The following is a 22,351-nucleotide window of genomic DNA, read 5'->3' as shown; positions in this document are numbered from 1 at the left end:
GCGTACGTTTGCCATCATGCGGGACCCCATCGCTGATCTACGTCGGATCGCCTTCCTGCTGGAGCGGGCGAACGAGGCCACCTATCGGGTACGCGCCTTCCGTTCGGCGGCCAAGGCGTTGGCCGCGCTGCCCGTCGAGGAGGTGGCCGAGCGGGCCCGCGCCGGCAAGCTCACCGAGCTGGCCGGGGTCGGCGACGTCACCGCCCGCTGCGTGGCCGAGTCGCTGGCCGGGGAGGAGCCGGTCTACCTGCGCCGGCTGGTCGCCACCGAGGGCACCGACCTGGACGCCGAGGCCACCGCCCTGCGTACCGCCCTGCGCGGCGACTGCCACACCCACTCGGACTGGTCCGACGGTGGGTCACCGATCGAGGAGATGGCGCTGGCCGCCGTCGAGCTGGGCCACGAGTACCTGGTGCTCACCGACCACTCGCCCCGACTGAAGGTGGCCCGGGGACTGACCGCCGACCGGTTGCGTAGCCAGCTCGACCACGTGGCCCGGCTCAACGAGGCGCTACCGGAGGGGTTCCGCATCCTCACCGGCATCGAGGTGGACATCCTCGCCGACGGTTCGCTCGACCAGGACGAGGAGTTGCTGGCCCGGCTGGACGTGGTGGTCGGGTCGGTGCATAGCGGCCTGAACGACGACCGGGCGAAGATGACCCGCCGGATGCTGGCCGCCGTCGCGAACCCGCACCTGGACATCCTCGGCCACTGCACGGGTCGGATGGTTTCGTCGCGGCCGGCGGGGGTGACCGGGCCGGGCGACCGGGGGCACCGCGCCCGGACCCGGGCCGAGAGTGACTTCGACGCCGACGCCGTCTTCGCCGCCTGCGTGGCACACGACACCGCCGTGGAGATCAATTCACGCCCGGAGCGGCAGGACCCGCCGAAGCGGTTGATCCGGCGGGCGCTGGAGGCCGGTTGCCGGTTCGCCATCAGCACCGACGCGCACGCCCCGGGCCAGTTGGACTGGCAGCGCTTCGGCTGCGAGCGGGCCGCCCTGTGCGGAGTCCCCGCCGATCGCGTGATCAACACGTGGACGGCTGACGAACTGGTGGCCTGGGCACGCAACTAGCGCGTGCCCAACCGCCCGGCCCCGCCCGCCTTCGGTCAGCGGGTGGCGGGCTCGACGACGGGTGCCGCCGGAGTGCCCACGCCCGGTGCCACCCGGCGACGCCGTCGGCCGAGCAGACCCTGGGACACGGCGACACCGAGCAGCACGATCAACGCGCCGACCGGCTGGTGCCAGGTGAGTCGCTCGCCGAGCACCACGGCACCGATCAGCACCGCGAACACCGGAATCAGGTACGTCACGGTGGAGGCGGTGGTCGCGCCGACGATCCGGATGTTCCGAAGGTGGATCACGAAGGCGAGCCCGGTGCCGAGCGCACCCAACGCCAGCACGGCCGCGAGCACCCGCGGCGACAGCGCGGTCGGCAGCGGCGGCGCGCCGGCCACCACCGGCGCCACGATCGCGAGCTGGACCGTCGCGACGATCAGCTGCGCCGCCGACAGCGACAGCCCGGACAGGGTGCTGCCGGCGATGAACTTCTTCTGGTAGGGGATGGCCAGGCCGTAGCAGGCGGCGGCACCGAAGCACATCAACTGGCCGACGAAGTGCGCACCGCCGACGCCCTGCCAGACGCCGAGCACCACCATCACCCCGGTGAAACCGAGCGCCAGCCCGACCGCACCGCGTGCGGTCAGCCGTTCGGTGCGGAACACAAGCACCGCCAGCGGCAGCACGACAAGCGGAGTGGTCGCGTTCCAGATGCCGGCGAGCATCGACTCGACCCGCTGCTCGCCGTAGCCGAACAGGGTGAACGGCAGCGCCACCCCGAACGCGGCGATCACCGTCAGGTGACCCCAGACCCGCGGGTCGCGGGGCAACCGGTCACGCAGCACGGCGAGCACCACGAGCAGGGTCAGCGCGCCGGAGCCGACCCGGTAGAGGGTGAGGTGCAGCGGGTGCAGCTCGGCCACCCCGACCTTGATGAAGAGAAAGCTGGAGCCCCAGATCGCGGCGAGGGCGATGAAGCCGGGCAGCCAGCTCCGCAGCGCCGGCCGGTCAGGGGTGAAGTCGCCTGTCACCCCTGACACTCTGCCCCCGGGGTCCGACATTGTCCTGCGGTTTTCGGCCGTCGTGTCGCGCGCCACAGAAACCACATACATTTGTAGAGCGTTGACCGACCGAGGAGGTGTAACACCATGGCGATGCCGATCCGCTTCGACCCGCTCGTCGATCTCGACGGCATGTGGACGACCCAGTTCGCCGACCGCTACCTCCCGTTGCCTGAGCTACCCGATGCGCGGTACGAGTGCATCGACGGAAGGTTGGTCAGAACGCCCGCTGAGGTCGGCACTAACAGCTACGGCGAGATCGAACTCGCCCATCTACTGAAAGCCGCCGCCAGAGCTCACGGCTTCTACGTCTTCGGTCAGGTGAACCTGACCTTCTCCGCGCAGCGGTGGATCCAGCCGGACATCACAGTGCTGCACGCGTTGCCGAAGACGGACGAGGAGGATCGCTGGATCCCCGCCCACCTCTGCACCATGGCCGTGGAGTTCGTCTCCCCCGGCAGCCGCCGGCAGGACTTCGTCGACAAGCCGAGGCGCTGCGCCGAGGGGCGGGTGCCCTACTTCATGCGGGTGGAGATCTCGCGCCGGCTACGGCACGTCGCGGTGGAGCTGTTCGCCCTCGGCAAGCTCGGCGGGTACGACACGCTCGCCAAGGCGGTCAGCGGTGACCGGCTCCGCGCCGACGAGCCGTTCCCGATCGACTTCGACCCGGCCGACCTGCTGCCCTGACCGGTTTGGCGACACCCTCTCGGCGTGCGCCTCGCGTAGGGTGCGCAGCGTGGGAAGAATCGACGATCTCGCGGACCGCTACGTCGCCGACTGGGCCGCGCTGAGCCCGACCGGCGCCACCTACGTCGGCATCGCCGGCTACGACGACAAGTTCGACGACCTGTCCCCGGACGGGTACGCGGCACGCGCCGAACTGACCCGACGCACCCTGGCCGAGCTCGACACCATCGAGCCGGCGACGGAATCCGAGCGCACCGCGCGGGAGGCGATGCAGGAACGCCTGGGCCTCGAACTGGACCGGTACGACGCCGGGGAGACCGCCAGCGAGGTGAGCGTCATCACCAGCGGGCTGCACGAGATCCGGATGGTCTTCGACCTGATGCCCACCGACGGGGAGCAGGCCCGAGCCAACCTGGCCGCCCGGCTGAACCTCTTCGCGAGCACGTTGGAGGAGTACAAGACCACGTTGCGCGAGGCGGCGGCCGCCGGACGGGTCAGCTCGCGCGCACAGCTGATCGAAGTGGCCAAGCAGTGCGACACATGGGTCGATCCGGACGGTGACAACGTCTTCCACGGGCTGGTCGAGCGGCTGGGCGAGGAGAGCGCCCTCGGCTCCGAGTTGCGTCGGGGTGCGGCGGCGGCCACGGCGGCGACCGCCGAGTTCGGGCAGTTCCTGCGTACCGAGCTGGCCCCACACGGGCGGGACAAGCAGGCTGCCGGCCGCGAGCGCTACGAGCTGGCCTCCCAGTACTTCCTCGGGGCCCGGATCGACCTCGACGAGACGTACGCCTGGGGGTTCACGGAGTTGGCCCGGCTGGAGGCCGACATGCGGACGGTGGCCGCCCAGATAGCCGGTCCGAGCGCCACCATCGACGAGGCCGTGGCGGCGTTGGACGCCGACCCGGCCCGCACCATCCGGGGCCGGGACGCGTTCCGCGACTGGATGCAGGAGTTGGCCGACCAGGCGATCAGCGACCTCAACGGCACCCACTTCGACATCCCCGAGCAGGTCCGCCGCATCGAGTGCATGATCGCGCCGACAAGTGACGGCTCCATCTACTACACCGGCCCGAGCGAGGACTTCGCCCGACCGGGTCGGATGTGGTGGGCGGTACCGCAGGGCCTCACGGACTTCTCCACCTGGCGGGAGGTGACCACCGTCTACCACGAGGGGGTCCCCGGGCATCACCTCCAGATCGGCCAGACCGCCGTCCGGGCCGAGTTGCTCAACCGCTGGCAGCGGCTGCTCTGCTGGGTCTCCGGGCACGGCGAGGGCTGGGCGTTGTACGCAGAGCGGCTGATGGAGGAGTTGGGTTACCTGGACGACCCGGGAAACCGGCTCGGGATGCTGGACGGCCAGGCGCTGCGGGCGGCCCGCGTGATCGTGGACATCGGCATGCATCTGGAGCTGGAGATTCCCAAGGACAACCCGTTCGACTTCCACCCGGGTGAGCGCTGGACCCCGGAGCTGGGCTGGGAGTTCCTGCGGGCGCACTGCCGGGTGCCGGACGAGATGCTGCGCTTCGAGCTCAACCGCTACCTGGGCTGGCCGGGGCAGGCGCCGTCGTACAAGGTGGGCGAGCGGATCTGGCTTCAGGCGCGGGAGGACGCGAAGGCCCGCAAGGGCGCCGACTTCGACCTGCGGGAGTTCCACCGCCAGGCGCTCGACCTCGGCGGGCTCGGTCTCGACCCGCTCCGCCGGGCGCTGGCCCGGCTCTGACACCCTGATCGGCTGATTCGCGGTTCGCGGCTGACGTTTGCGGGGGCGGGCCGACGGCCCGCCCCCGCAACGTCACATCTGGTGCTACTGCTTCTCCGACTCGCCCTGCGCCGACCGCTGGCTCGGCACCGTGGACTCCTCGGACTTCCAGTTGGTGGAGGCCGGCGGGATCTCGTCGGTCAACGGCCCGCCCTCCCGCGCGTCGTCCCGTACCGGCGGCTGGTCGACCCGGGTCGGCGCCGGGTCCGCGGCGGCGTGCCGGGCCACGGTGGCCGGGGTACGGCTGCGGGAGACCAGCAGCCCGACGAGGATCAGCACCAGGCCCAGTACGGCGAGCCCGAGCGGTGCGAACACTCCGAGGATGTTGAGCTGGTTCCGGCTCTCCTTGGCCCGGTCCACCGAGGACGCCACGGTCTCCTCGTTGTAGGCGAAGTCGGCGTCCAGCAGTGTCACCGGGGTGCCCGTGTTCGGCACGAGCACCTTCTTCTGCTGCTCCCGGACCTTCAGGTAGGAGCCGGTGACCGGGTCCACCCAGACCGTACGGGTGTTGCTGTAGACGACGTCACCCGACGTCGAGCCGGGGGCGAGCGCACCGAGCAGCAGTGCCACCCGGTCGGTGGCCAGCGGCAGCTTCTCGTCGGTGATGACCTGCTCGTACCGGTACGCCTCGATGCCGTTGATGTCCTCGGTGCCCTTGAACTCGGCCATCCGGGTCTGCCGCAGATCCCGGTCGAAGACCTCGTAGTTGCCCTTCGCCGAGTTGAACGGGAACTTGTAGACCTGGCCGGCGAAGGTGACCTTCTCCGGCGTGCCGCTCTCGTCGAGGAACTGCTCGTTCCAGTCGACGGCCGCCGCGGAGACCCGGTCCAGGGCCAGCTCGGCACCGTACGCGCTGACCAGTTCCTTGGAGTCGGTCCGCTCGACGGTCTGGCCGACCCGCCAGACCACCGCGTCACCGGCGAGGTCGCCGCTGAGCGCCGCGGTCTTGGCACGCTCCGGGGTGACCTGGACGGTCGACCTCAGGTCCGTCTGATCGACGATGTCGACCGCGCCGTTGGTGATCTGCAGGAACGTCGCCGCCCTGGCCTCGGCCACCGACGTCGACGACTCCAGGTCGTAGGGCAGTTTGGTCATCGCGGGCTTGACGACGAACACCAACCCGGCGGCCAGCGCCAGGAGCAGGACGCCGCCGCCGAACAGCACGGCACCCACGGCGCGGTGCTTCATGTTTCCTCCCTGAGGAGCTCAATATCGTCGATGTCAATCAGTGGGATGGCCGCGAGGTTACTACCAAGTCACATAGCCACGCGACCCCCGGTCAGCTCTGATTTCTCCACCGCACCGGGCTGCCGTTCGCCGGCCCTGCGCAGTACGAGCACGAAGTTCCACGCGGCCACCTCCCGAACGCCGGGCACCCGGATCACCCACCGCGCCCACCAGGGGTGATAGCGCGGCAACGCGTCCAGCACCTCGACGTCACCGTTGCCCCGCGCCCAACGCAGCGTGTCCGCGATCGAGACCGGGAACAGCGTCTCCCGGTAGCGGTTCTTGGGCGGCCGTCCCATCCGCCGTTCGTAGCGACGGCGGGCCCGGTTGCCGCCGAGGTAGTGCCAGGGCGCGGTCTCGTGGCCGCCCCACGGCGACAGCCAGGGGGTGTACGACACGAAGATGAGCCCGCCGGGCCGGGTCACCCGTACCATCTCGTCGAGCATCCGGGGCGGCTCGGCGACGTGTTCGACGACGTTGGACGAGAACGCCACGTCCACGCTGCCGCTGCGGATCGGCAACGCCGTCCCGCTGCCCCGCAACATCCCCGCCACCGACTCACCGGCCGCGGAGAAATCCCCGACGTCCGGATCCAGCCCGAGGTAGCGGGCGCCGGCCGCGCGGAAGGCGGCCGCGAAGTAACCCGGGCCGCCGCCCACGTCGAGCAGCGTCCGGCCGGCCAGCTCGGTGTAGCCGGACACCTGACGCACCGAGTCGGCGGCCAGCAGGCCGTAGAAGTGGTCGGGGTCGGTCTGCTCCACGAGGAACGCCCGGAACAGGGCCACCGACCGGCGCAGCGAGGCGAAGCGGCGCCGCTCCGCCCGCCGCGTACGGTCGTCCGCTGCCGTCACCGCGCCACCGTCCCGTCCTCGTCCTCACCCCGGCCGGCGGCCACGTCCGGCGGCCCACCGGACGTGCCCGGCGTCACATCATGCGGGATGGTCGGACCGGGGCGTACACCGGGGACCGGAACGACCGCGGCGACCACCGCGCCGATCGCGACAAGCATCGCCGCCTGCACCCACGACCGGTACGCCCAGTCCTGCCCGTGGCCCTGCAACCGACCGGCCACGGCGGTCACGGTGGCCACGGTCAGCCCGCCGAGCACCACCACCGGCAGGGCACGTACCGCCAACTGCCGCAACAGCATCGCGGCCAGCACGATGGCCACCGGAAGCACCCCGCCCAACACGGCGAGCAGCATCACCAGCAGCACACCGATCGCCCAGGCCGGCGCCTCGGCGGCAATGGCGTCCGCGGCGTCCCCACCGGTCACCACCCGGCGGCGCACCGGCCAGGCGGCCAGCACCAGCACGCCGACCACCGCCACCGCGCCGGCCGCCAGACCGCCCCGGTACGCCCGGTCGGGGGCGAAGACGAGCCGGACCTCGCCGCCGGAGCCGGCCGGCAGCACCCATGCCTGCTGCCACCCGTCCACCCGGGAACTCGCCAGCGTCTCTCCGTCGAGAGTGGCCGTCCAGCCGGCGTTGGCGTTCTCCGGCACCACGAGCAACGCCTGCTCACCGGCGGCAACCCGGACGGTACGGTCGGTCGCCGCCCAGTCGAGCACGGTCACCTCCCGATGCCGGGGCCCGGGGCGCGCGTCGTCCTCGGGCCGCAGGGTCGCGTCCTGGACGACGAACCCCGTCGACGGCGAGGTGGCCAGGCGGTGCCCGCCCGCCGGCAGGTCCAGCACCGCGCCGTCCTCCCCGCAGATGCGGACCGGCACCGGCCGTCCGGCCAGCACGTCAGCCAGGCTGGCGGAGACCGAGGTGTCGTATCGGAAGCCGCCCAGTTCGACGGTTGGTCCGGTCCCGCAGCGCTCCACCACCCGGATGTCGGTGTCGACGGGGCCGAGCAGGCTCGCCAGTGCCGGGATCTCCACCTCCGCGATGCCGGCCGTGGCGGGCCAGCCGTTCCCCCGCAGATCCGCCAACCGGTGCTCGGTCTCCCGCACCACGATGTCGAGCCGGTCGGTACGCACCGCCGGGAAGCTGACCGTCCCGTCGGCCTCGACCGGCACCTGCACCTCGCGACCGGGCGTGTGGATTTCCACCTGCTGTGGAAGCGATCCGATCGGCAACTGGCTGCCCCGCAGCCGCAACCGGTCGATGCGACGCGCACCGGACCAGCTCAGCTTCAGGGTGGGACGTAGGTCCCCGGTGCCGGCCAGCCAGGCCGTTGCCGGGTCACCGTCGATTGCCGCGTACGCGGCGACCGCCGGGTCACCGCTCAGTCGGGACGACGAAGCCGCCCGCACCTTCGTACCGGAGAGCGTCAGCTCACCACCCGGACGCGGCACCGCCGACAGCTCCATCCGATACGTGCCGGCGGCCGGGTTGCGGAACAACCGGTCCAGGCCCAGTGGCTCTTCACCGACCCGGGCCAGGAAGCGGTCGCACCGGATCACCGTGCCGTCCGGCCGGGTGGACGCCCCGCCGGAGCCGCCAGCGGGCACCGGCTCCGGGCCGGTCTGCTGCGCCGGATAGCACGCCGGCCGGTCCGCCGGTCCACGGCTGAACGCCCAGCTGGCCGGCGTCGACAGACTGTCCGGCAGATCTGCCGGAGCCCGCAGCGCCCGGCGCGGTTCGGTGTCCGGGATGGTCAGCTCCTGGATGCCGACGGCACCGTCGAGGCGGCCACCGGCCACCGCCAGCACCGTCACCCGGATCCGGCTGGTGGGGCCGGGCAACGTGTAGTACGAGTGACCGCCCAGCGTGGGCGCCACCTCGTGATCGACCGAACCCCGATCCGTGGTGAGCCGGAACCGCTCCACCGGCCAGCCCACCGCCAGATCGCTGACGAAGGCGAGTCGCACGCTGTCGACCTGGCGAGGGGTGTCCAGATCCACCTGAAGCCACTGTTCGACCGGTCCGACGAGCGGCGCCGAGTGCCAGGCCGTGTCGGGCACCCCGTCGATGGCGGCGAACGGCAGGTGCGAGGTGTCGGCCGGGCCGAAGCTGTCCACGAAGCTCGCGGCCGAGGACGCCGTCACCTCGCGGATGCCCTGGTAGGTCGCGGTCGTCTGGTGCTGCTCGCCGGGGAAGGGAAGCACGTCGAGGGCGACCCGGCGTTGCCGCCCCGCTTCGTTCGCGGTCAACGTCTGGGAGAGGTTGTCCCGGACCCGGCCGATGTCGCGCTCCCGGCGACGCAGGCCGTCCGTGACGATCCACCGGTCGCCGACGGCGTCGTCCGGGGACGCGTCCCGGTCACCGGCGAGCACCACCGGCCGGTCCCGTTCCACCACCCCCTGTTCCAGCAGGGGCAGCAGCGACTCCGGACCACCGGTGACCGTCGGCACGTCGGCGGTCAGCACCGCCGAGGCGGTCGGCACCGTCCGCTGCACCTCGTACACCTCGATCGCGGGTGGGGAACCGGCACCGTCGTCCACCGGGCTGCCGAGTGTCCGGGACAGTGCCTCGGTGGTGCCGAAGGTGGCCACCCGGGCGATGCCGGGCGAGTCGGCCAGCGCCCGGCGCAGCACCGTCACCGGCGGCGCGTCCACCTGGGTCCGGTCGATGTCGTTGCGCAGCAGCAGGTGCCGGAAGCCGGAGCGGGCGAGCAGGTCGGCCAGGCCGGCCGAGCCCCGGCCGCTGGCCAGTACCTCCTCGACGGTGTCCATCATCCGGGTGTTGCCCGCCGAACCCAGCGGGATCTGGCTGCGGACCGCCCACGGCGCCTCGGCCAGCGCCTGCAACGGCTCGTCGACCGTGCGTCCCCAGTCGTACTGCCCGAAGCCGGAGCCGGGTATCACAAGCGTGCGGGCCAGCGCGTCGCGGTCGGCCAGCCAGGTCGCCGCCGATCGCCAGTGCGGCGGCAGGTCGGACCAGCCCGGACCGGGGCGCAACAGGCCCAGCCACGCCGGTGCGGCGGCACCCAGCACGAGCAGCAGCACCGGTACGAAGACCAGCGGACGCAGCCGGATCCCGGGCCTACGGCGGGCCAGCGCGTGATGCATCCGGGTGGCCACCGCGTCGACGCCGTGCGCGAACCCGAGCATCAACGGCAGCCGCAGCACCGGGTCGAGCTTGTGCACGTTGCGGAACGGCGCCAACGGGCCGTCCAGCAGATCGCGGACCAGCTCGGAGACCGGGCTGTCCACCGCCCCGACGTAGCCGATGGTGAGCAGGGTCAGCCCGGTGAGGAACCCGGTCACCAGGAAACGCCGCTGGGGCAGCAGGTTGCCGGCCAGCCCGGCCAGCCCGATCAGCGCCACCACCGCGGTCAGCGCCATCAGCACCGGGTGGTCGATCAGCAGCCAGCCCGCCGGCCACCACGGCTCGCCCTGCACGATGTACGCGACCCATTGGTTGGTGCCGCGTACCGCCTGGAACAGGGAGGCCACCGCAGTGGTCGTGGTGGACGACTCGATGTAGTCGAGGAAGGGGAGGCTGTACTGACCGAGCAGCAGCAGCGGCACGATCCACCACAGGCAGACCGCGACGACGCTGGCGCACCACCAGGCGACCAGACGTACGTGCTGCGCGTCCCACCGTCGGGTGAGCAGCCAGACGCCGGGCAGCAGCAGCGCCATCAGCACCACCGCCGCGTTGATCCCGCCCATGCCGAGCACCGCCAGGGCGGAGAGCGCGGCGGCCCGGCGCGGCGAACCGATTCGGCGTACGGTCACCAGCGGCAGCAGCACCCAGGGCAGCATCGAGGCGGCAAGCGTCTCCGAGGAGAGCGCACCGACCTCGGTGAGGATCCGCGGGGCCAGCGCGTAGCCGAGCGCCGCCGCGTACCGGGTCGGTTCGGTGCCGATGTGCAGCGCCCGGGCCAGCCGCAGCAGCCCGTAGAAGGCGGCGGCCAGCAGCAGTGCCGTCCACAGCCGCTGCGTGATCCACGGCGGTACCGCCAGCCACTGCCCGGCGGCGAAGAACGGTCCCATCGGGAACAGGTAGCCGTACGCCTGGTTCTGCAACTCCCCCGAGGTGGCTTCCGGGTTCCACAGGTGCAGCGCCCGGGCCATGAAGTGGATCGGGTTCGCGGCCAGGTCGAGTTTGGTGTCGAAGGTGACCTGACCGGGCCGCTGGCCGAAGGCGATCGCGGTGAGCAGCAACAGCGACAGCAGCGTGCCGGGCGAGCGGCGCAGCCGCGCCGGCATTCCCCTCATCGTCGGCACTCCGGTGGCAGGCAGCTCAGGTCGGCCAACGCCGAGAAGAAGATGCGCCGCATCCCGCCCGGCTGCTCGGTGACGAAGACCCGCCCGCCGGTGACCTTCGTGATGGCCTTCAGCTCCTCCGGGTCGATGTCCGCGCCGAGACCGATGAAGATGATCGGCAGGGGGCGGCGTGGTTCCTGCAACCGCTTGAGTTCGGCCAGGAAGGCGGCCCGCCCGACGGTGTCGTCGTCCTCGTTGCGCCCGTCGGTCATCACGAGCACCAGGTTGATCCGGCCCGGTGTCCAGTTGCGGCGCGCGTCGCGGTACGCCGCCAGCGTGCTGTCGTACAGCCCGGTGCCACCCTGCGGCTTGACCCGGATCTCAGCCAACGCCTCGGTCAACCGTTTGCGCTGGCCACCCAGCGGGCGCACCGGCAGGACCTCGCGGTAGTCCCGCTCGCCGTCGACCTTGGTGGAGAAGGCCCAGATGCCGAGTTCACTGTTGTCCAGCAGCAGCGCCGCCCCCTCCCGAGCGGCCCGCACCGTGGCGTCGAGTCGGGTGCCACCGGCCGGTACCGGCGCGGCCATCGAACCGGAGATGTCCAGCAGGGTGAGGATCCGGGCGCTGCGCTGTACGCCGCTCCAACCGGTCAACACGTCGCTGACCGTCTCCTCGGCGGGTAGCGGCACCGGACGGCGTTCCTCGGCCCGCAGGCGGTCGTCCTCCGGCATGGCCGGCGGAAAACCGGCTGCGGTCCGGAAACCGTAACCGGCGAACACTTCCCGGGCCTCGCCGGTCAGCAGCGTGTCGAGGAACGCGCCGGCGGCGTCGCGGGCCCGGCCCTGCGCGGCCGGCAGCACCACGTACGGCAGGTCCAGCCACGGCACGTCGACCTCCGGGTACGCCGCGACCAGCTTGCCGGTGGCCGCCAGCGCGTTGTGTTCCAGCACCGCCTGTTCGCTGGCGGCGACGACGCTCACCCGGCCGGGCAGGTCCTGATTCGGGGTCAACGAGCTGGCTTCCTCGGCCGGGCTGAAGGTCCGCTCGGCGAGACGACGCAACGTGGCCGCCACGGTCGCGGCCGAGTCCCGGTTGTCGTCGGCCAGTGCACGGGCGCCGAGCAGGGCGCCGACCCCGGCCGGGTCGGCTGCCGGATCGGGCAGCCCCACCTGGACCGTTCTCGCCCGGGTACCCAGGAGCGACGCCCAGTTCAGCGGCTTGTCGGGCCAACCGGATCGACGCGCGACCCGCTCGGTGACGGCCAGCACCACCGGGGTGCTCGCCACCGGCGTGCCCTGCCCGGGCACCTCGAAAGCACCGGCGGCACGGGCCCGGCGCAGCCAGAACGTCGACTCCGGCAGCCACGCGTCGGCGACGTCGCCGTCGTTGGCGAGTTCCCGGGCGACGGCCGCCGACGGACGGGCCTGCACCTCGACGGAGACGCACGGTTGATTTCCGGCGTTGGCTCGGGCCACCCGGTCGACTGCCGGGGCGATCACCGGCGCGGCCACCACTCGGAGTCGAACCTGTTCGACGCAGGTCGGGGTGCCCCGATCGGCCCGGATGTACGCCACCGCCGCCCAGCCGGCAAGCAGCAGCACCAGGGCGGCACTGAGCAGCACCACCGGTGAACGGTGGGACAGGACGCGCGCCGGCGCGGGACGGTCGGCAACCACCGCCGCCTCACCTCCTCGTCACGCCTGCGGACGATGTCCCACCGCAGGTCACAACACCTGCCGCAGCGAGATCGGCCACCAGACACCGGGCATCGCACGCGGTTGCGCTGCACACCCTGCCAAGGTTTCCGCCCGTCGGCAAACCCCCCGTCCACGACCCGTTACCGGATCGTCGCCCGCCGGATCTGCCCATTGCGCAGCCGGGCCGGACCGCCCTAGGGTGGCGCGATCGTGCTCACTTACTCACCAGTAGGAGCAGCGTGGACAACACCGACACCCCCTCCCGCCACGTCCTGTTCCTCAACTGGCGAGACACCACCAACCCCGAGGGCGGCGGCTCGGAGGTCTACATCGAGCGGATCGCCGCCGAGCTGGTCACCTTCGGTCACCGAGTGACTCTGCTCTGTGCCGCCCACGAAAACGCCGGACCGACCGGAACCACCGAATCCGGCGTACGCGTGCTGCGTCGCGGCTCCCGGATGACCGTGTACCTCCGGGCGGCGCTGATCTGCCTCGCCGGCCGGTTCGGGTTGGGCGCGCTGAGCCGGCGCGGTCTCGGCCGTCCGGACCTGATCGTCGACGTCTGCAACGGTGTGCCGTTCTTCGCCCCGCTCTACGCCGGGCGGCCGGTCATCGCGCTTGTCCACCACGTGCACCGGGAGCAGTGGCCGGTGGTGTTCGGGCCGTGGATGTGCCGGCTCGGCTGGTGGATCGAATCCTGGCTCGCGGTACGCATCTACCGACGGTGCCGCTACGTCACGGTCTCCGAAGCGACTCGCGCCGAGCTGGCGGCCCTCGGCGTCGACGCCGAACGCATCGACGTGGTGCCCAACGGGACCCCTCCGGTGACCGGCCCGCCGCTGCCCCGCACCCCCAACCCGTCACTGCTGGTACTCGGCCGCCTGGTTCCGCACAAACGGGTCGAGATCGCCCTGCGTACCGTCGCCGAGCTGGCCCCGGAGCTGCCCGAGTTGGAGCTGGTGGTGGCCGGGCAGGGGTGGTGGGATGAGCCGCTGCGCGAGCGGTGCGCCGCCCTCGGGATCACCGACCGGGTACGGTTCACCGGCTTTGTCAGCGAGGAGAAGAAGCACGCCCTGCTCTGCTCCGCCTGGCTCGCGCTCACCCCGTCGCTCAAGGAGGGCTGGGGTCTGACCATCGTGGAGGCCGCCGCACGCAGCACCCCGACCGTGGCCTTCAGGTATGCGGGCGGGGTCGCCGAGGCGATGGTCGACACGGAGACCGGCCTGCTGGTCGACGACGAGCAGGAGTTCACGGCGGCCGTTCGGGAACTGCTCGCCGACGATGTCCGGCGCAAGGCGATGGGCGAGGCGGCCCTGTCCCACGCGGCCCGTTACACCTGGACTGCGACCGGTGCGCGTTTCGCACAGCTGGTCGCGGCGGCAACCGCCCGCACCGGCTGACCGGCCGACCAAGCCGGCTGATCAGACCCGCTGATCCGGCCGGCTTGATCGGCCGCGCTCAAGCCGTCGACCCCGGACACGACGAAAGGCGCCCGCATACCGCGGGCGCCTTTTCGCCGTTCGAGGTCAGCGCGTGCCGTACAGCGGGGCCTCGGTCTGCTCACTCACCTTGGTGTTGGCGGCCTCATTGGCGGACGGGCTGAGCACGTTCGCCAGACCGACGCTGCCGAGCATGCCGAGCACGACACCGAGTACCCCGACGGCGACGAACGCGGGCAGGTTCCTCATCCACCTTCTCCTTCCGCGGGACTCGCGTGCCGGGACGCTACCACGCGGTAGCACCATCGCGCAGTGCCCGAAAAAACGAGTGCCAGCACCACCGTTCCGGCCAACAGATGCGCCAGGCCCACCGGGCCGGGGTGGCTCGGCCGCGCTGCCGGCCGCCACGCCGGATTCTCGTACAACGTCAGCTCGTTACCGCCGTACACCTGTCGCAGTCCGGCCAACGTCGCCGGGTCCGGGGTCGGGCCGGCGGCGCGCTGCACCAGCACCCAGCGTGGACCCGCCGCCGCCACCGGCTCGCCGGCCGCGAGCAGCTCACGCAGCCGGGCGGCGCGAGGGTCCTCCCCGGCGACCGCCGTGCCGTCCACCCGCAGCGTGTCGTCGATCAGGACCGGCACGCCGAGGTAACGAGGCGCCGGGTCGATCACCACCCGGCCACCGTTCCACGCGTAGCTCTGATACTCCTGGAACGGCAGCGACACCACCTCGCCCGGCCGCTCGTCGACGAGCCGCGCCACCGTCTCCCAATCCGCCGGCCACGCCACCGGCCACAGCCGTCCCGCCGCGCCGACGGCAAGATCGGGCAGCACCGCCAGCGGCAGCAACGCCGCACCGGCCACCAGCACCCGGCCGGTGGCCAGGTCGAACCGGGCCGCGAGGCGTCCGGCCAGTCGCTCCGCTCCGAGCGCCCCGACTACCGCCAGCAGCAGCACGTACGGCACCAGCAGTTTCTGCCCGTCGCGGAGCAACCCGGCACCGGGCACGGCGGTGACCAACCAGCCCAGCAGACCGGCCCCGCCGGGCAGCGCCCCGAGCGCAGCGCCCAGCCACGCAGCGACCGCCAACAACCCGAGCCGACCGGCGACCGGCCGCGACCAGCGGCGCCACAGCACCGGCACGCCGTACCCGGCGACCGCCAGCACCAGCAGCGTCGCCAGGGGTATCAGCCATCCGCTGCGGGAGGCCGGGGTGGCCTGCCCGTTCCAGATACCGCCGGTGCCGGCCAATGCCACAAGCGGCCCCGCCCAGTTCTCCGATCGGGCGGCGAAGACCGCCACTCCGGCCGGATCGGACCGGCCGGTCCCCGCGCTGACGAACCCGGCCACCAGCCACGGCGCGTTCAACAGCACCGTCGTACCCACCCCGGTCAGCGCCGTCCGGGCCGCCCCCGGGTACCGCCCGACCAGCAGCACGGTGACCACGACCAGGGCGAGCAGCCCGCCGGTCGGGGTGATCGCGGACGCCGCCGCCGCCAGCAACAGCCGGCGCAGGGCACCCCGCTCGCCATCACGCACCCCGATCGCGGCCCGCACCAGCCAGGGCAACGCGGCGTACGCGACCAGCAGCCCCCACTGCCCGATCAGCAACCGCTCGGCCAGGTACGGCGTCCACGCGTACCCGAGTGCGGCCACCACCCGCACCCCGACCCGCTCGGTCGGCACCAGCCGCGCGGCACCCAGCGCGGCCAGGTAGACAATCGCCACCAGCACCAGTCGTTGCAGCAACCATCCTGGGAACAACTGCGAGGCCAGCGCCACCACGGCGTCCTGCGGGACGGCCCGGGGCAGGGCCGTGGCCGGGGCGATCACCTCCCAGCTCAACGCCGGCCGGGGCACGAAGACCATGTCGTAGCGCAGCACGTACCCGGGCAGGGCCAGCGGTGCGAGCACCACCGTCGTCACGGCGGTGGCCACCGCGTGCGGCACCAGCCGTTCCCGCATCCGTCGACCTCACCAATGCCGGTGCGCGGCGATCGGCCACGCTGGTGGCGGCCACTGTACGCGGCCGTCATCGGCCCGATGACCATCGAACCATCCGTTGACCTGATGCAAGGCGCGACGGTCGGTGTGGCAGTGTTCCCGCCATGGCATCGAACCCTTCTCCACCTCCCCTTACGGTCGACCGGGCCGCTGGGCCGGACGCGCCGCGTCCGGGCCGGGTTGGTGAGGGTTCGTCGATGGCCGCGGACGGTACGTCCGTGGCGGACCGCACCGGCGGTTGGCTGGGTACGGACCGGATCCGAACGGTGGCGCTCGCCATCGTCGCGCTAAGCGTGTTGTGGCGTGCCCAGGTGGCCTCGCGAGGCTTCCTGGCGGCCGACGACTACGTGATGATCACCCAGGCGGCGGAGTCCGACCTGACCGTCGAGCACCTGCTCACCCTCTACAACAACCACCTCATGCCGGCTGGCCGGCTGCTCACCTGGCTGATCACCGAACACGTCGGGATGGTGTACTGGCCGTACGTGCTGCTGATGGCGCTCGGCCAGGCGATCCTCGGCATCACCTTCTTCCGGTTGCTGCGTCGGCTGCTGCGACCGTCCTGGCTGCTACTCCTCCCGCTCGGCGCCCTGATGTTCAGCCCGCTGACCCTGGAGGCCACGTCGTGGTGGGCCGTCGGGGTCAACATGCTGCCGATGCAGATCGCCATGGTGCTCGCGGTGAGCGCGCAGGTCGGTTATGTGCAGACCGGGCGCAAACGGCATCTGGTGACGCTGGCCCTGTCCGTGCTACTCGGCCTCCTCTTCTTCGAGAAGGCGATCCTGGTCGTGGCGCTGGTCTTCCTGCTCACCGCCGCCCTCTACGCCGACGGCGGCTTCTTCCGCACCATCTGGACCACGATCCGCCGCTGGTGGCCGTCCTGGTTGCTGCTGACCGCGCTGTCGCTCGGTTTCCTCGCCGCCTACCTGAGCAACTCGGAGTCCTCACTGCGGCGGCCGACGTCGGTCGACGAGGTGTTCACGTTCCTCACCCAGATGCTCGGGTCCACCGTGATGCCCGGCCTGGTCGGCGGGCCGTGGCGCTGGTTGGGGGCCGGCGATGGCGCACCGGTCGCGGCACCGCCGGAACTCGGCAGATGGGTGGCCTGGACGCTGGTCGTGGCCCTGATCGTGGCGACCGTACGCCGTCGTCGTCGCGCCGGCCGCGCCTGGCTGCTGCTCGGGTCGTACCTGGTGCTGGTGGCGGGCATGCTGGCCGCGACCCGGCTCGGCTCGACCTTCAGCGGGGTCGCCGGCGGCGTTCCCCGCTACGTCAGTGACGTCGTCGTGGTGGCCGCCATCTGTCTCGGCGTCGCCGTGGTCGGGCTGGCCCGGCCGTCCCGGGTCTCCGGCGGGACCGAACCGGCCAACCCCGACACACCACCAGCGAGATCGGGGGCCCACCCGGAACCAGCGGAGGTGACGCCTCCGGAGCACGCCGGCCCCCGGCCCGTGGCCGCACCGGACGCCGGCTCGGCCGCACCGGACGCCGGCTCGGCCGCACCGGACGCCGGCTCGGCCACACCGGTGCTCGCCGAGTCGGTCCGGACCGGAGCGCCGAAGCAGGTGGTGGCCAGGCTCGGCGTCATCCACGCCGAGGCGCCCGTCGATCCCGAGCCGGAGCCAGCAGCAGCAGCAGCAGCCGAGCCTGCCGAGAATGTGCCGTCTCCACGGGCCGCCGACCCGGTGCCGGACGACGAAACCGGACGGGTCGCCCCCCCGAGTCCGGTCGCCAGCCAGCACCCGGCCGGTGGGCCGGATCCGGACGGCGCCACGGCTCCAACGCCGTCCCCGCGCCGGGCCGTCGAGCAACCGGCCGAGCCGGAACGGCGACCGCCGGCCGCCGACTCGCCTCCTCCTCCCGGGCCGCTCGGTCCGCTGCCCGAGCGTTACCGGGAGGCGGTGCACGTGGTGCTGGCCCTGGTGCTCGTCGCCGTCTGCGTGGGCACCGTGTGGACCACATCCCGGTACAGCGACGAGTGGGCGGCCAAGTCCGGCAGGTCGTACGTCGACACCGTCCGGATCGAGATGGCCAGCGCACCGCCTGGCACGGTGTTCTTCGACGGCCCGGTTCCAAACGAGATCGTTCCCGACCTGTCCTGGCCGTACAACCTGCAGTCCCGGTTCTTCCGCGCCTTCGGCACCCGTCCAACGTTCGTGGACGAGGCCGACAACCTGTCGGTGCTGGACTCCCTCGGTCGGATCCAGGTGGCCACGGTCGTCGGTAGCACCGCCCAGCCGGGGCCGCAGGAAGGCTGCGGCTACCTGGTCTCCGGCGGGCAGAGCGTACGAATGCCGCTGAACGAACCCCGCCAGGACTGGCACTGGGTGGTCCGGATCGGCTATCTCAGCTCGGCTTCCGGCACGGCGACGCTGCGGCTCGGCACCGGCACCGCCGAGTTCCCGGTCAAGAAGGGCCTCAACCAGCGATTCTTCCGCATCGTCGGCGGCGGGGACTCGGTCGAGTTGACCGTACACGGGACCGACATCTCGTTCTGCACCAACGAGATCGCGATCGGCAACCCGGCGCCGAAGCCCGAGTAGGTCCGAGTCGGCATGGCCCAGACCACGAGCAGGGAGGTCGCACGGTTGCGACTTGGCGCAGCCGGTGCCGCGGTCACCGTCGCGACCGTGGTGACCAACGCGCTGGCGTACGTCGTCCCGATGCTCGGTGCGCGCCGGCTCAGCGCCGCCGATCTGGGCGCGTTGGCTACGGTGCTCGCGCTGGCCGCGATCGCGGCGGTACCCGGTTTCGGTCTGCAGATCGCGGTGGCCGCCCACCGGGCCCGTAGCGGCACCGGCGACACCGCCCGTCTCGGGTTGCGAACCGCGGCCCTCGCGGCTGGGGTGACAGTCGCCGCGGCACCGGCGTTGACCGTCGCCCTGCGGCTGCCGTTGGCACTCACGTTGCTGCTCGCGACCACCACGTTCGCCACCGTGCTCAGCGGCCGGTGGCTCGGAGAACTCCAGGGCGACCAGCGTTTCCTGCGGCTCGCCGCGGCGATGGTCGCGGTGGCCGTCGGCCGCTACGGCGGGCTGGTAGCCGGGCTGCTGCTCGGCCGGGGACCGGAAATGTGCCTGTTCCTGGCGACCCTGACCGGTCTGCTCGCGCTGCCACTCCTGGCCCGTCTCGCCAGTTCACCCGAGTACCCGCGACCGCCTGAACCGGCCGCGTCCGGACGGCCTGACGTCGACGCGACCGGGACGTCCGCTGCCCCGAGCACCGCTGCGCAGCGGCTGGGGGCGCGGCAGGTGATGACGGCGTGCGGAGCGACGCTGGCGATGCTCACCATCTCGTACGCGGATCTGATCCTGGCCCGCCAACTCCTACCGGTGGCCGCCTCCGGTGCGTACGCCGTCGGCGCGGTACTCACCAAGGGTGCGCTCTGGGCTCCTCAGGTGGTCACGCTGCTGGTGCTGCCCCGGTTGGCCCAGGGCGATCGGCGGGCCCGACTGGTGGCGCTGGCGCTGATCCTGGCGTGCGGCGCGGTCCTGGTGGTCAGCTCAGCGGTCGCCGGTGAGCTGGCCTTCCGGCTCGTCGGCGGCACCGATTACCTGCACCTGGCCGGAACGGCTCCGATGTTCGCGGCCGTCGGGGCGCTCTACGCGGTGGTGTTCATGCTGGTGAACGATCGGGTGGCGACCGCCGCCCGATGGCCCGCCGCACCGCTGTGGCTGGCGACGGCCGGGTTGGCGGCGGGAGCCGCATTGATCGCGCCACGCACGGTGACGGGGGTGTTGACCTGCTCACTGACAGTCGCCGCCCTGGCTGCCCTGGTGATGGCCTGGCTGGTGTTCGGCCGCAGGCGACGCTGACGCGCGGGACATCCGACCGTCACCAGGAGTGAAAATTCGGGACGCACGCCACGCCGAACGGGCGCGACTGGCGATCCATGTCGACTCGGGCTGCCGGGCGGTGGTCTGGTTGGCTACCGTAGTTCTCTTCCGGAGTAGGATCCCCGGCTCCGCATGCGGTATGTCGCTAAGAGGTAGTTGTGACGCTGTACGGCGAAGAACGTCCCCCGCCGGCCGATGACCGGCCCACGGTGCAGGTGACTGCGGTCAACTGGCCGATCGAGGAGCCGGCACGCCCGGCACCCGTCCCGCCGGGCGGTGACCGGCCCCGGTCTCGCCGGTTCCGGCTGCTGCTCGCCTCCGGCGTGGCCACCGCCGTGCTCGGCTCGGTGGGTGCGGTGGCCGTCTGGGCGTACGCGGGCGACGTGCCACGTGGCACCAGCGTGCTCGGCACCGAACTCGGTGGGCGCAGCCGGACGGACGCGGCGCGGGAGCTGCGGGCGCAACTTGACCGCCGGGCGGCCGAACTCCAGGCCCCCATCCAGGTACGCGTCGGCGAGCGGACAGCTGAGATCAACCCCGCCGAGGTGGGGCTCACTGTCGACGTGGACGCCACCGTGGCCGCCGCCGCCGCGACGAACGCCCACGCCGTGGACCGCCTGGTCGGGTCGCGGGAGGTCGAGCCGGTTGTCTCGGTCGACGTGCCGAAGCTGGAGACCGCCCTGACGAAGCTCGTGGGCGACCAGGGCCGGAAGATGACCATGCCGGCGATCACGTTCTCCGGCACCAAGCCGAAGGTGCGCTACCCGAAGCCCGCCCTCACCATCGACCCGGAGCACTCCGCCGAGGCCGTAAAGGAAGGCTGGTTGAGCGGGCAGCCGGTGATCGTCCCGCTGGTCGAGAACCATCCGGCCACCACCGCGGAGGAGGTCGACCGGCTGGTCGCCGAGCTGGCCAAACCGGCGGTGGCGGCACCGGTCAAGCTGACCACCGATCGTGGTTCGGTCACCATCCCGCCGGAGGTCATCGCGAAGGGCCTCCGTTTCAAGGCTGACAAGACCGGCAAGCTCACGCCCAGCGTGGACGTCAAGAAACTGCGGGCCGCGCTCGGAGACAAGCTCGGCACCGTCGAGGTGGCCCCGAAGGATGCCACGATGACCATCTCCGGCGGAAAGCCGAAGGTGGTCGACGGGCGGGCGGGCAAGCAGGTCGACACCGGCAATCTCGGCCCCGACCTGCTCGCCGTGCTACCCCGCGACGAGGGTCGTACGGTCTCCGTCGAGCTCAAGCCGGCCGAGCCGAAGCTCACCGCGGCGAAGCTCCGTGGCCTGGGGATCAAGGAGAAGGTTTCGTCCTTCACCACCAACTTCACCGGCGGGCTCTCTTCGCCGCGCAGCCAGAACATCGTGACGATCGCCAACGATGTGAAGGGCACGGTGGTGCTGCCCGGCGAGACGTTCTCGCTGAACGGTCACACCGGCGAACGCGGCTACGCACAGGGCTACCGTGACGCGCCGGTGATCCTCGACGGCAAGCTGGTTCCGGGGGTCGGCGGGGGCACCTCGCAGTTCACGACGACCCTCTTCAACGCCACGTACTACGCCGGCCTGGAGGACGTCGAGCACAAGCCGCATTCGTACTACTTCAGCCGCTACCCGGCGGTCATCGAGTCGACCATCTTCTGGCCCAACCTCGATTTCAAGTTCCGCAACAACACCGACTACGGCGTTCTGATCGACACCTCCTACACCGGCAGTTCGGTGACGGTGTCGATCTGGAGCACGAAGATCTGGGACAGCGTGAAGACCCAGTACGGCCCCCGGCGGAACATCACCTCGCCGAAGACCGTCTACCTCGAACCAGGACCGAGCTGCATTCCCGCCAACGGCAGCCAGGGCTTCACGCAGGACGCGTTCCGGGTCATCAAGAAGGACGGCAAGGTCGTCAAGCGGGAGAAGTTCAGCTGGACCTACAGCGCGGAACCGCGCTTCATCTGCGCCAAGGAACCTGCCTGACGCCCGCCGGGCACCAGCTTCGTCACGGCCCCGCCAGCTTCGCGCCGGCGGGGCCGTTCCCTGCGGTAAGCCCCAAGGCTGACGCCGCCGCCGACTTCGGTGTCGTCTCCGGAGGATCCGCGCCTCCACGCTCCTACCCTGCGGTGTCGCGGAGAGGCAGGTTTCCGGCTGCCGGACCAAGGCCCGGGCGTGCCACATACCCGGCCGGCGTGTTCGTCGAGATGCGCCTTGCCGTCATCGTAAGGGCGATTGTGCGGTGCCCGCGTATGCGGCTGGCCCGCTTTCCCGGTCCCACCGGCCCCGAGGGCGCTCGCCACACCGCGGCGTGTCGTAACGCGGAGATCGCGGGCCGGGGACCCGGTGCCCTGGAACGCGTTTAGGGCCACCCTGTGGGTGGCCCTAAACGGGAAGAATGTCCGGCGGTGTCCTACTCTCCCACACCCTCCCGGGTGCAGTACCATCGGCGCTGGAGGGCTTAGCTTCCGGGTTCGGAATGAGACCGGGCGTT

14 protein-coding genes and 1 rRNA gene are annotated in these 22,351 nt (G+C 71.7%); 7 read left to right on the top strand and 8 right to left on the bottom strand.

The features are described from left to right. The first annotated feature begins 16 nt into the window (after positions 1 to 16). Positions 17 to 1,075, top strand: a complete 1,059-nt coding sequence (locus AB0J93_RS03445) for a PHP domain-containing protein (RefSeq protein ID WP_363917760.1) — start codon at positions 17 to 19, stop codon at positions 1,073 to 1,075. Between the two features lie 35 nt (positions 1,076 to 1,110). On the opposite strand, the gene AB0J93_RS03440 is transcribed toward AB0J93_RS03445, so the two are convergent. Further along, entirely contained in the window at positions 1,111 to 2,091 is a 981-nt protein-coding gene (locus AB0J93_RS03440; protein WP_363917758.1) for a DMT family transporter, read from the bottom strand. Positions 2,092 to 2,208: 117 nt separating this feature from the next. On the opposite strand from AB0J93_RS03440, the gene AB0J93_RS03435 reads away from it, so the two are divergent. Both AB0J93_RS03435 and AB0J93_RS03430 read left to right on the top strand, forming a co-directional pair. Next, positions 2,209 to 2,808, top strand: a complete 600-nt coding sequence (locus tag AB0J93_RS03435) for a Uma2 family endonuclease (RefSeq protein ID WP_363917756.1) — start codon at positions 2,209 to 2,211, stop codon at positions 2,806 to 2,808. A 49-nt stretch (positions 2,809 to 2,857) separates the two neighbouring features. Beyond that, positions 2,858 to 4,528, top strand: a complete 1,671-nt coding sequence (locus tag AB0J93_RS03430) for a DUF885 domain-containing protein (RefSeq protein ID WP_363917754.1) — start codon at positions 2,858 to 2,860, stop codon at positions 4,526 to 4,528. 84 nt (positions 4,529 to 4,612) lie between these two features. Here the strand turns inward: AB0J93_RS03430 and AB0J93_RS03425 are convergent, their stop codons facing one another. The 4 genes from AB0J93_RS03425 to AB0J93_RS03410 form a co-directional block, all read right to left on the bottom strand. Beyond that, positions 4,613 to 5,755 (bottom strand): DUF3068 domain-containing protein, encoded by a 1,143-nt coding sequence (locus AB0J93_RS03425; protein WP_363917752.1) that lies wholly within the window; start codon positions 5,753 to 5,755, stop codon positions 4,613 to 4,615. A 68-nt stretch (positions 5,756 to 5,823) separates the two neighbouring features. After that, positions 5,824 to 6,645, bottom strand: a complete 822-nt coding sequence (locus AB0J93_RS03420; protein ID WP_363917750.1) for a class I SAM-dependent methyltransferase — start codon at positions 6,643 to 6,645, stop codon at positions 5,824 to 5,826. Next, positions 6,642 to 10,907, bottom strand: a complete 4,266-nt coding sequence (locus tag AB0J93_RS03415; RefSeq protein ID WP_363917748.1) for an alpha-(1->3)-arabinofuranosyltransferase — start codon at positions 10,905 to 10,907, stop codon at positions 6,642 to 6,644. Before AB0J93_RS03415 ends, AB0J93_RS03420 begins: the two co-directional genes overlap by 4 nt. Continuing rightward, complete coding sequence (locus tag AB0J93_RS03410; protein ID WP_363917746.1) at positions 10,904 to 12,520, bottom strand: substrate-binding domain-containing protein; 1,617 nt, start codon at positions 12,518 to 12,520, stop codon at positions 10,904 to 10,906. Before AB0J93_RS03410 ends, AB0J93_RS03415 begins: the two co-directional genes overlap by 4 nt. 311 nt (positions 12,521 to 12,831) lie before the next feature. On the opposite strand from AB0J93_RS03410, the gene AB0J93_RS03405 reads away from it, so the two are divergent. Continuing rightward, positions 12,832 to 13,992 carry a glycosyltransferase family 4 protein gene (locus AB0J93_RS03405; RefSeq protein ID WP_363917744.1) on the top strand — a complete coding sequence of 387 codons (1,161 nt, stop codon included), beginning with the start codon at positions 12,832 to 12,834 and terminating at the stop codon, positions 13,990 to 13,992. Between the two features lie 126 nt (positions 13,993 to 14,118). On the opposite strand, the gene AB0J93_RS03400 is transcribed toward AB0J93_RS03405, so the two are convergent. Both AB0J93_RS03400 and AB0J93_RS03395 read right to left on the bottom strand, forming a co-directional pair. Beyond that, positions 14,119 to 14,280: a hypothetical protein gene (locus AB0J93_RS03400; protein WP_363917742.1), complete on the bottom strand. Its 162-nt coding sequence runs from the start codon at positions 14,278 to 14,280 to the stop codon at positions 14,119 to 14,121. After that, positions 14,277 to 15,995: a hypothetical protein gene (locus tag AB0J93_RS03395; protein WP_363917740.1), complete on the bottom strand. Its 1,719-nt coding sequence runs from the start codon at positions 15,993 to 15,995 to the stop codon at positions 14,277 to 14,279. The genes AB0J93_RS03400 and AB0J93_RS03395 overlap by 4 nt, the downstream gene beginning before the upstream one ends. A gap of 257 nt (positions 15,996 to 16,252) precedes the next feature. Between AB0J93_RS03395 and AB0J93_RS03390 the strand changes: the two genes are divergently transcribed. The 3 genes from AB0J93_RS03390 (at position 16,253) to AB0J93_RS03380 (ending at position 21,843) form a co-directional block, all read left to right on the top strand. After that, complete coding sequence (locus tag AB0J93_RS03390) at positions 16,253 to 18,577, top strand: hypothetical protein (protein ID WP_363917738.1); 2,325 nt, start codon at positions 16,253 to 16,255, stop codon at positions 18,575 to 18,577. A 45-nt stretch (positions 18,578 to 18,622) separates the two neighbouring features. Next, complete coding sequence (locus AB0J93_RS03385; protein ID WP_363917736.1) at positions 18,623 to 19,849, top strand: polysaccharide biosynthesis protein; 1,227 nt, start codon at positions 18,623 to 18,625, stop codon at positions 19,847 to 19,849. Between the two features lie 179 nt (positions 19,850 to 20,028). Further along, a complete protein-coding gene (locus AB0J93_RS03380) occupies positions 20,029 to 21,843 on the top strand; it encodes a VanW family protein (RefSeq protein ID WP_363917734.1) in 1,815 nt (604 codons plus the stop codon). A gap of 414 nt (positions 21,844 to 22,257) precedes the next feature. On the opposite strand, the gene rrf is transcribed toward AB0J93_RS03380, so the two are convergent. Then, positions 22,258 to 22,351 (bottom strand): 5S ribosomal RNA (rrf, locus tag AB0J93_RS03375); the annotation flags it as partial.

The sequence above is a fragment of the Micromonospora sp. NPDC049374 genome (assembly GCF_040677165.1).
In the GTDB taxonomy this organism is placed as follows: Bacteria; Actinomycetota; Actinomycetes; order Mycobacteriales; family Micromonosporaceae; genus Micromonospora.
Note: the sequence above shows the minus strand (reverse complement) of the source record. Positions and strands in the feature narration are given on the sequence as shown.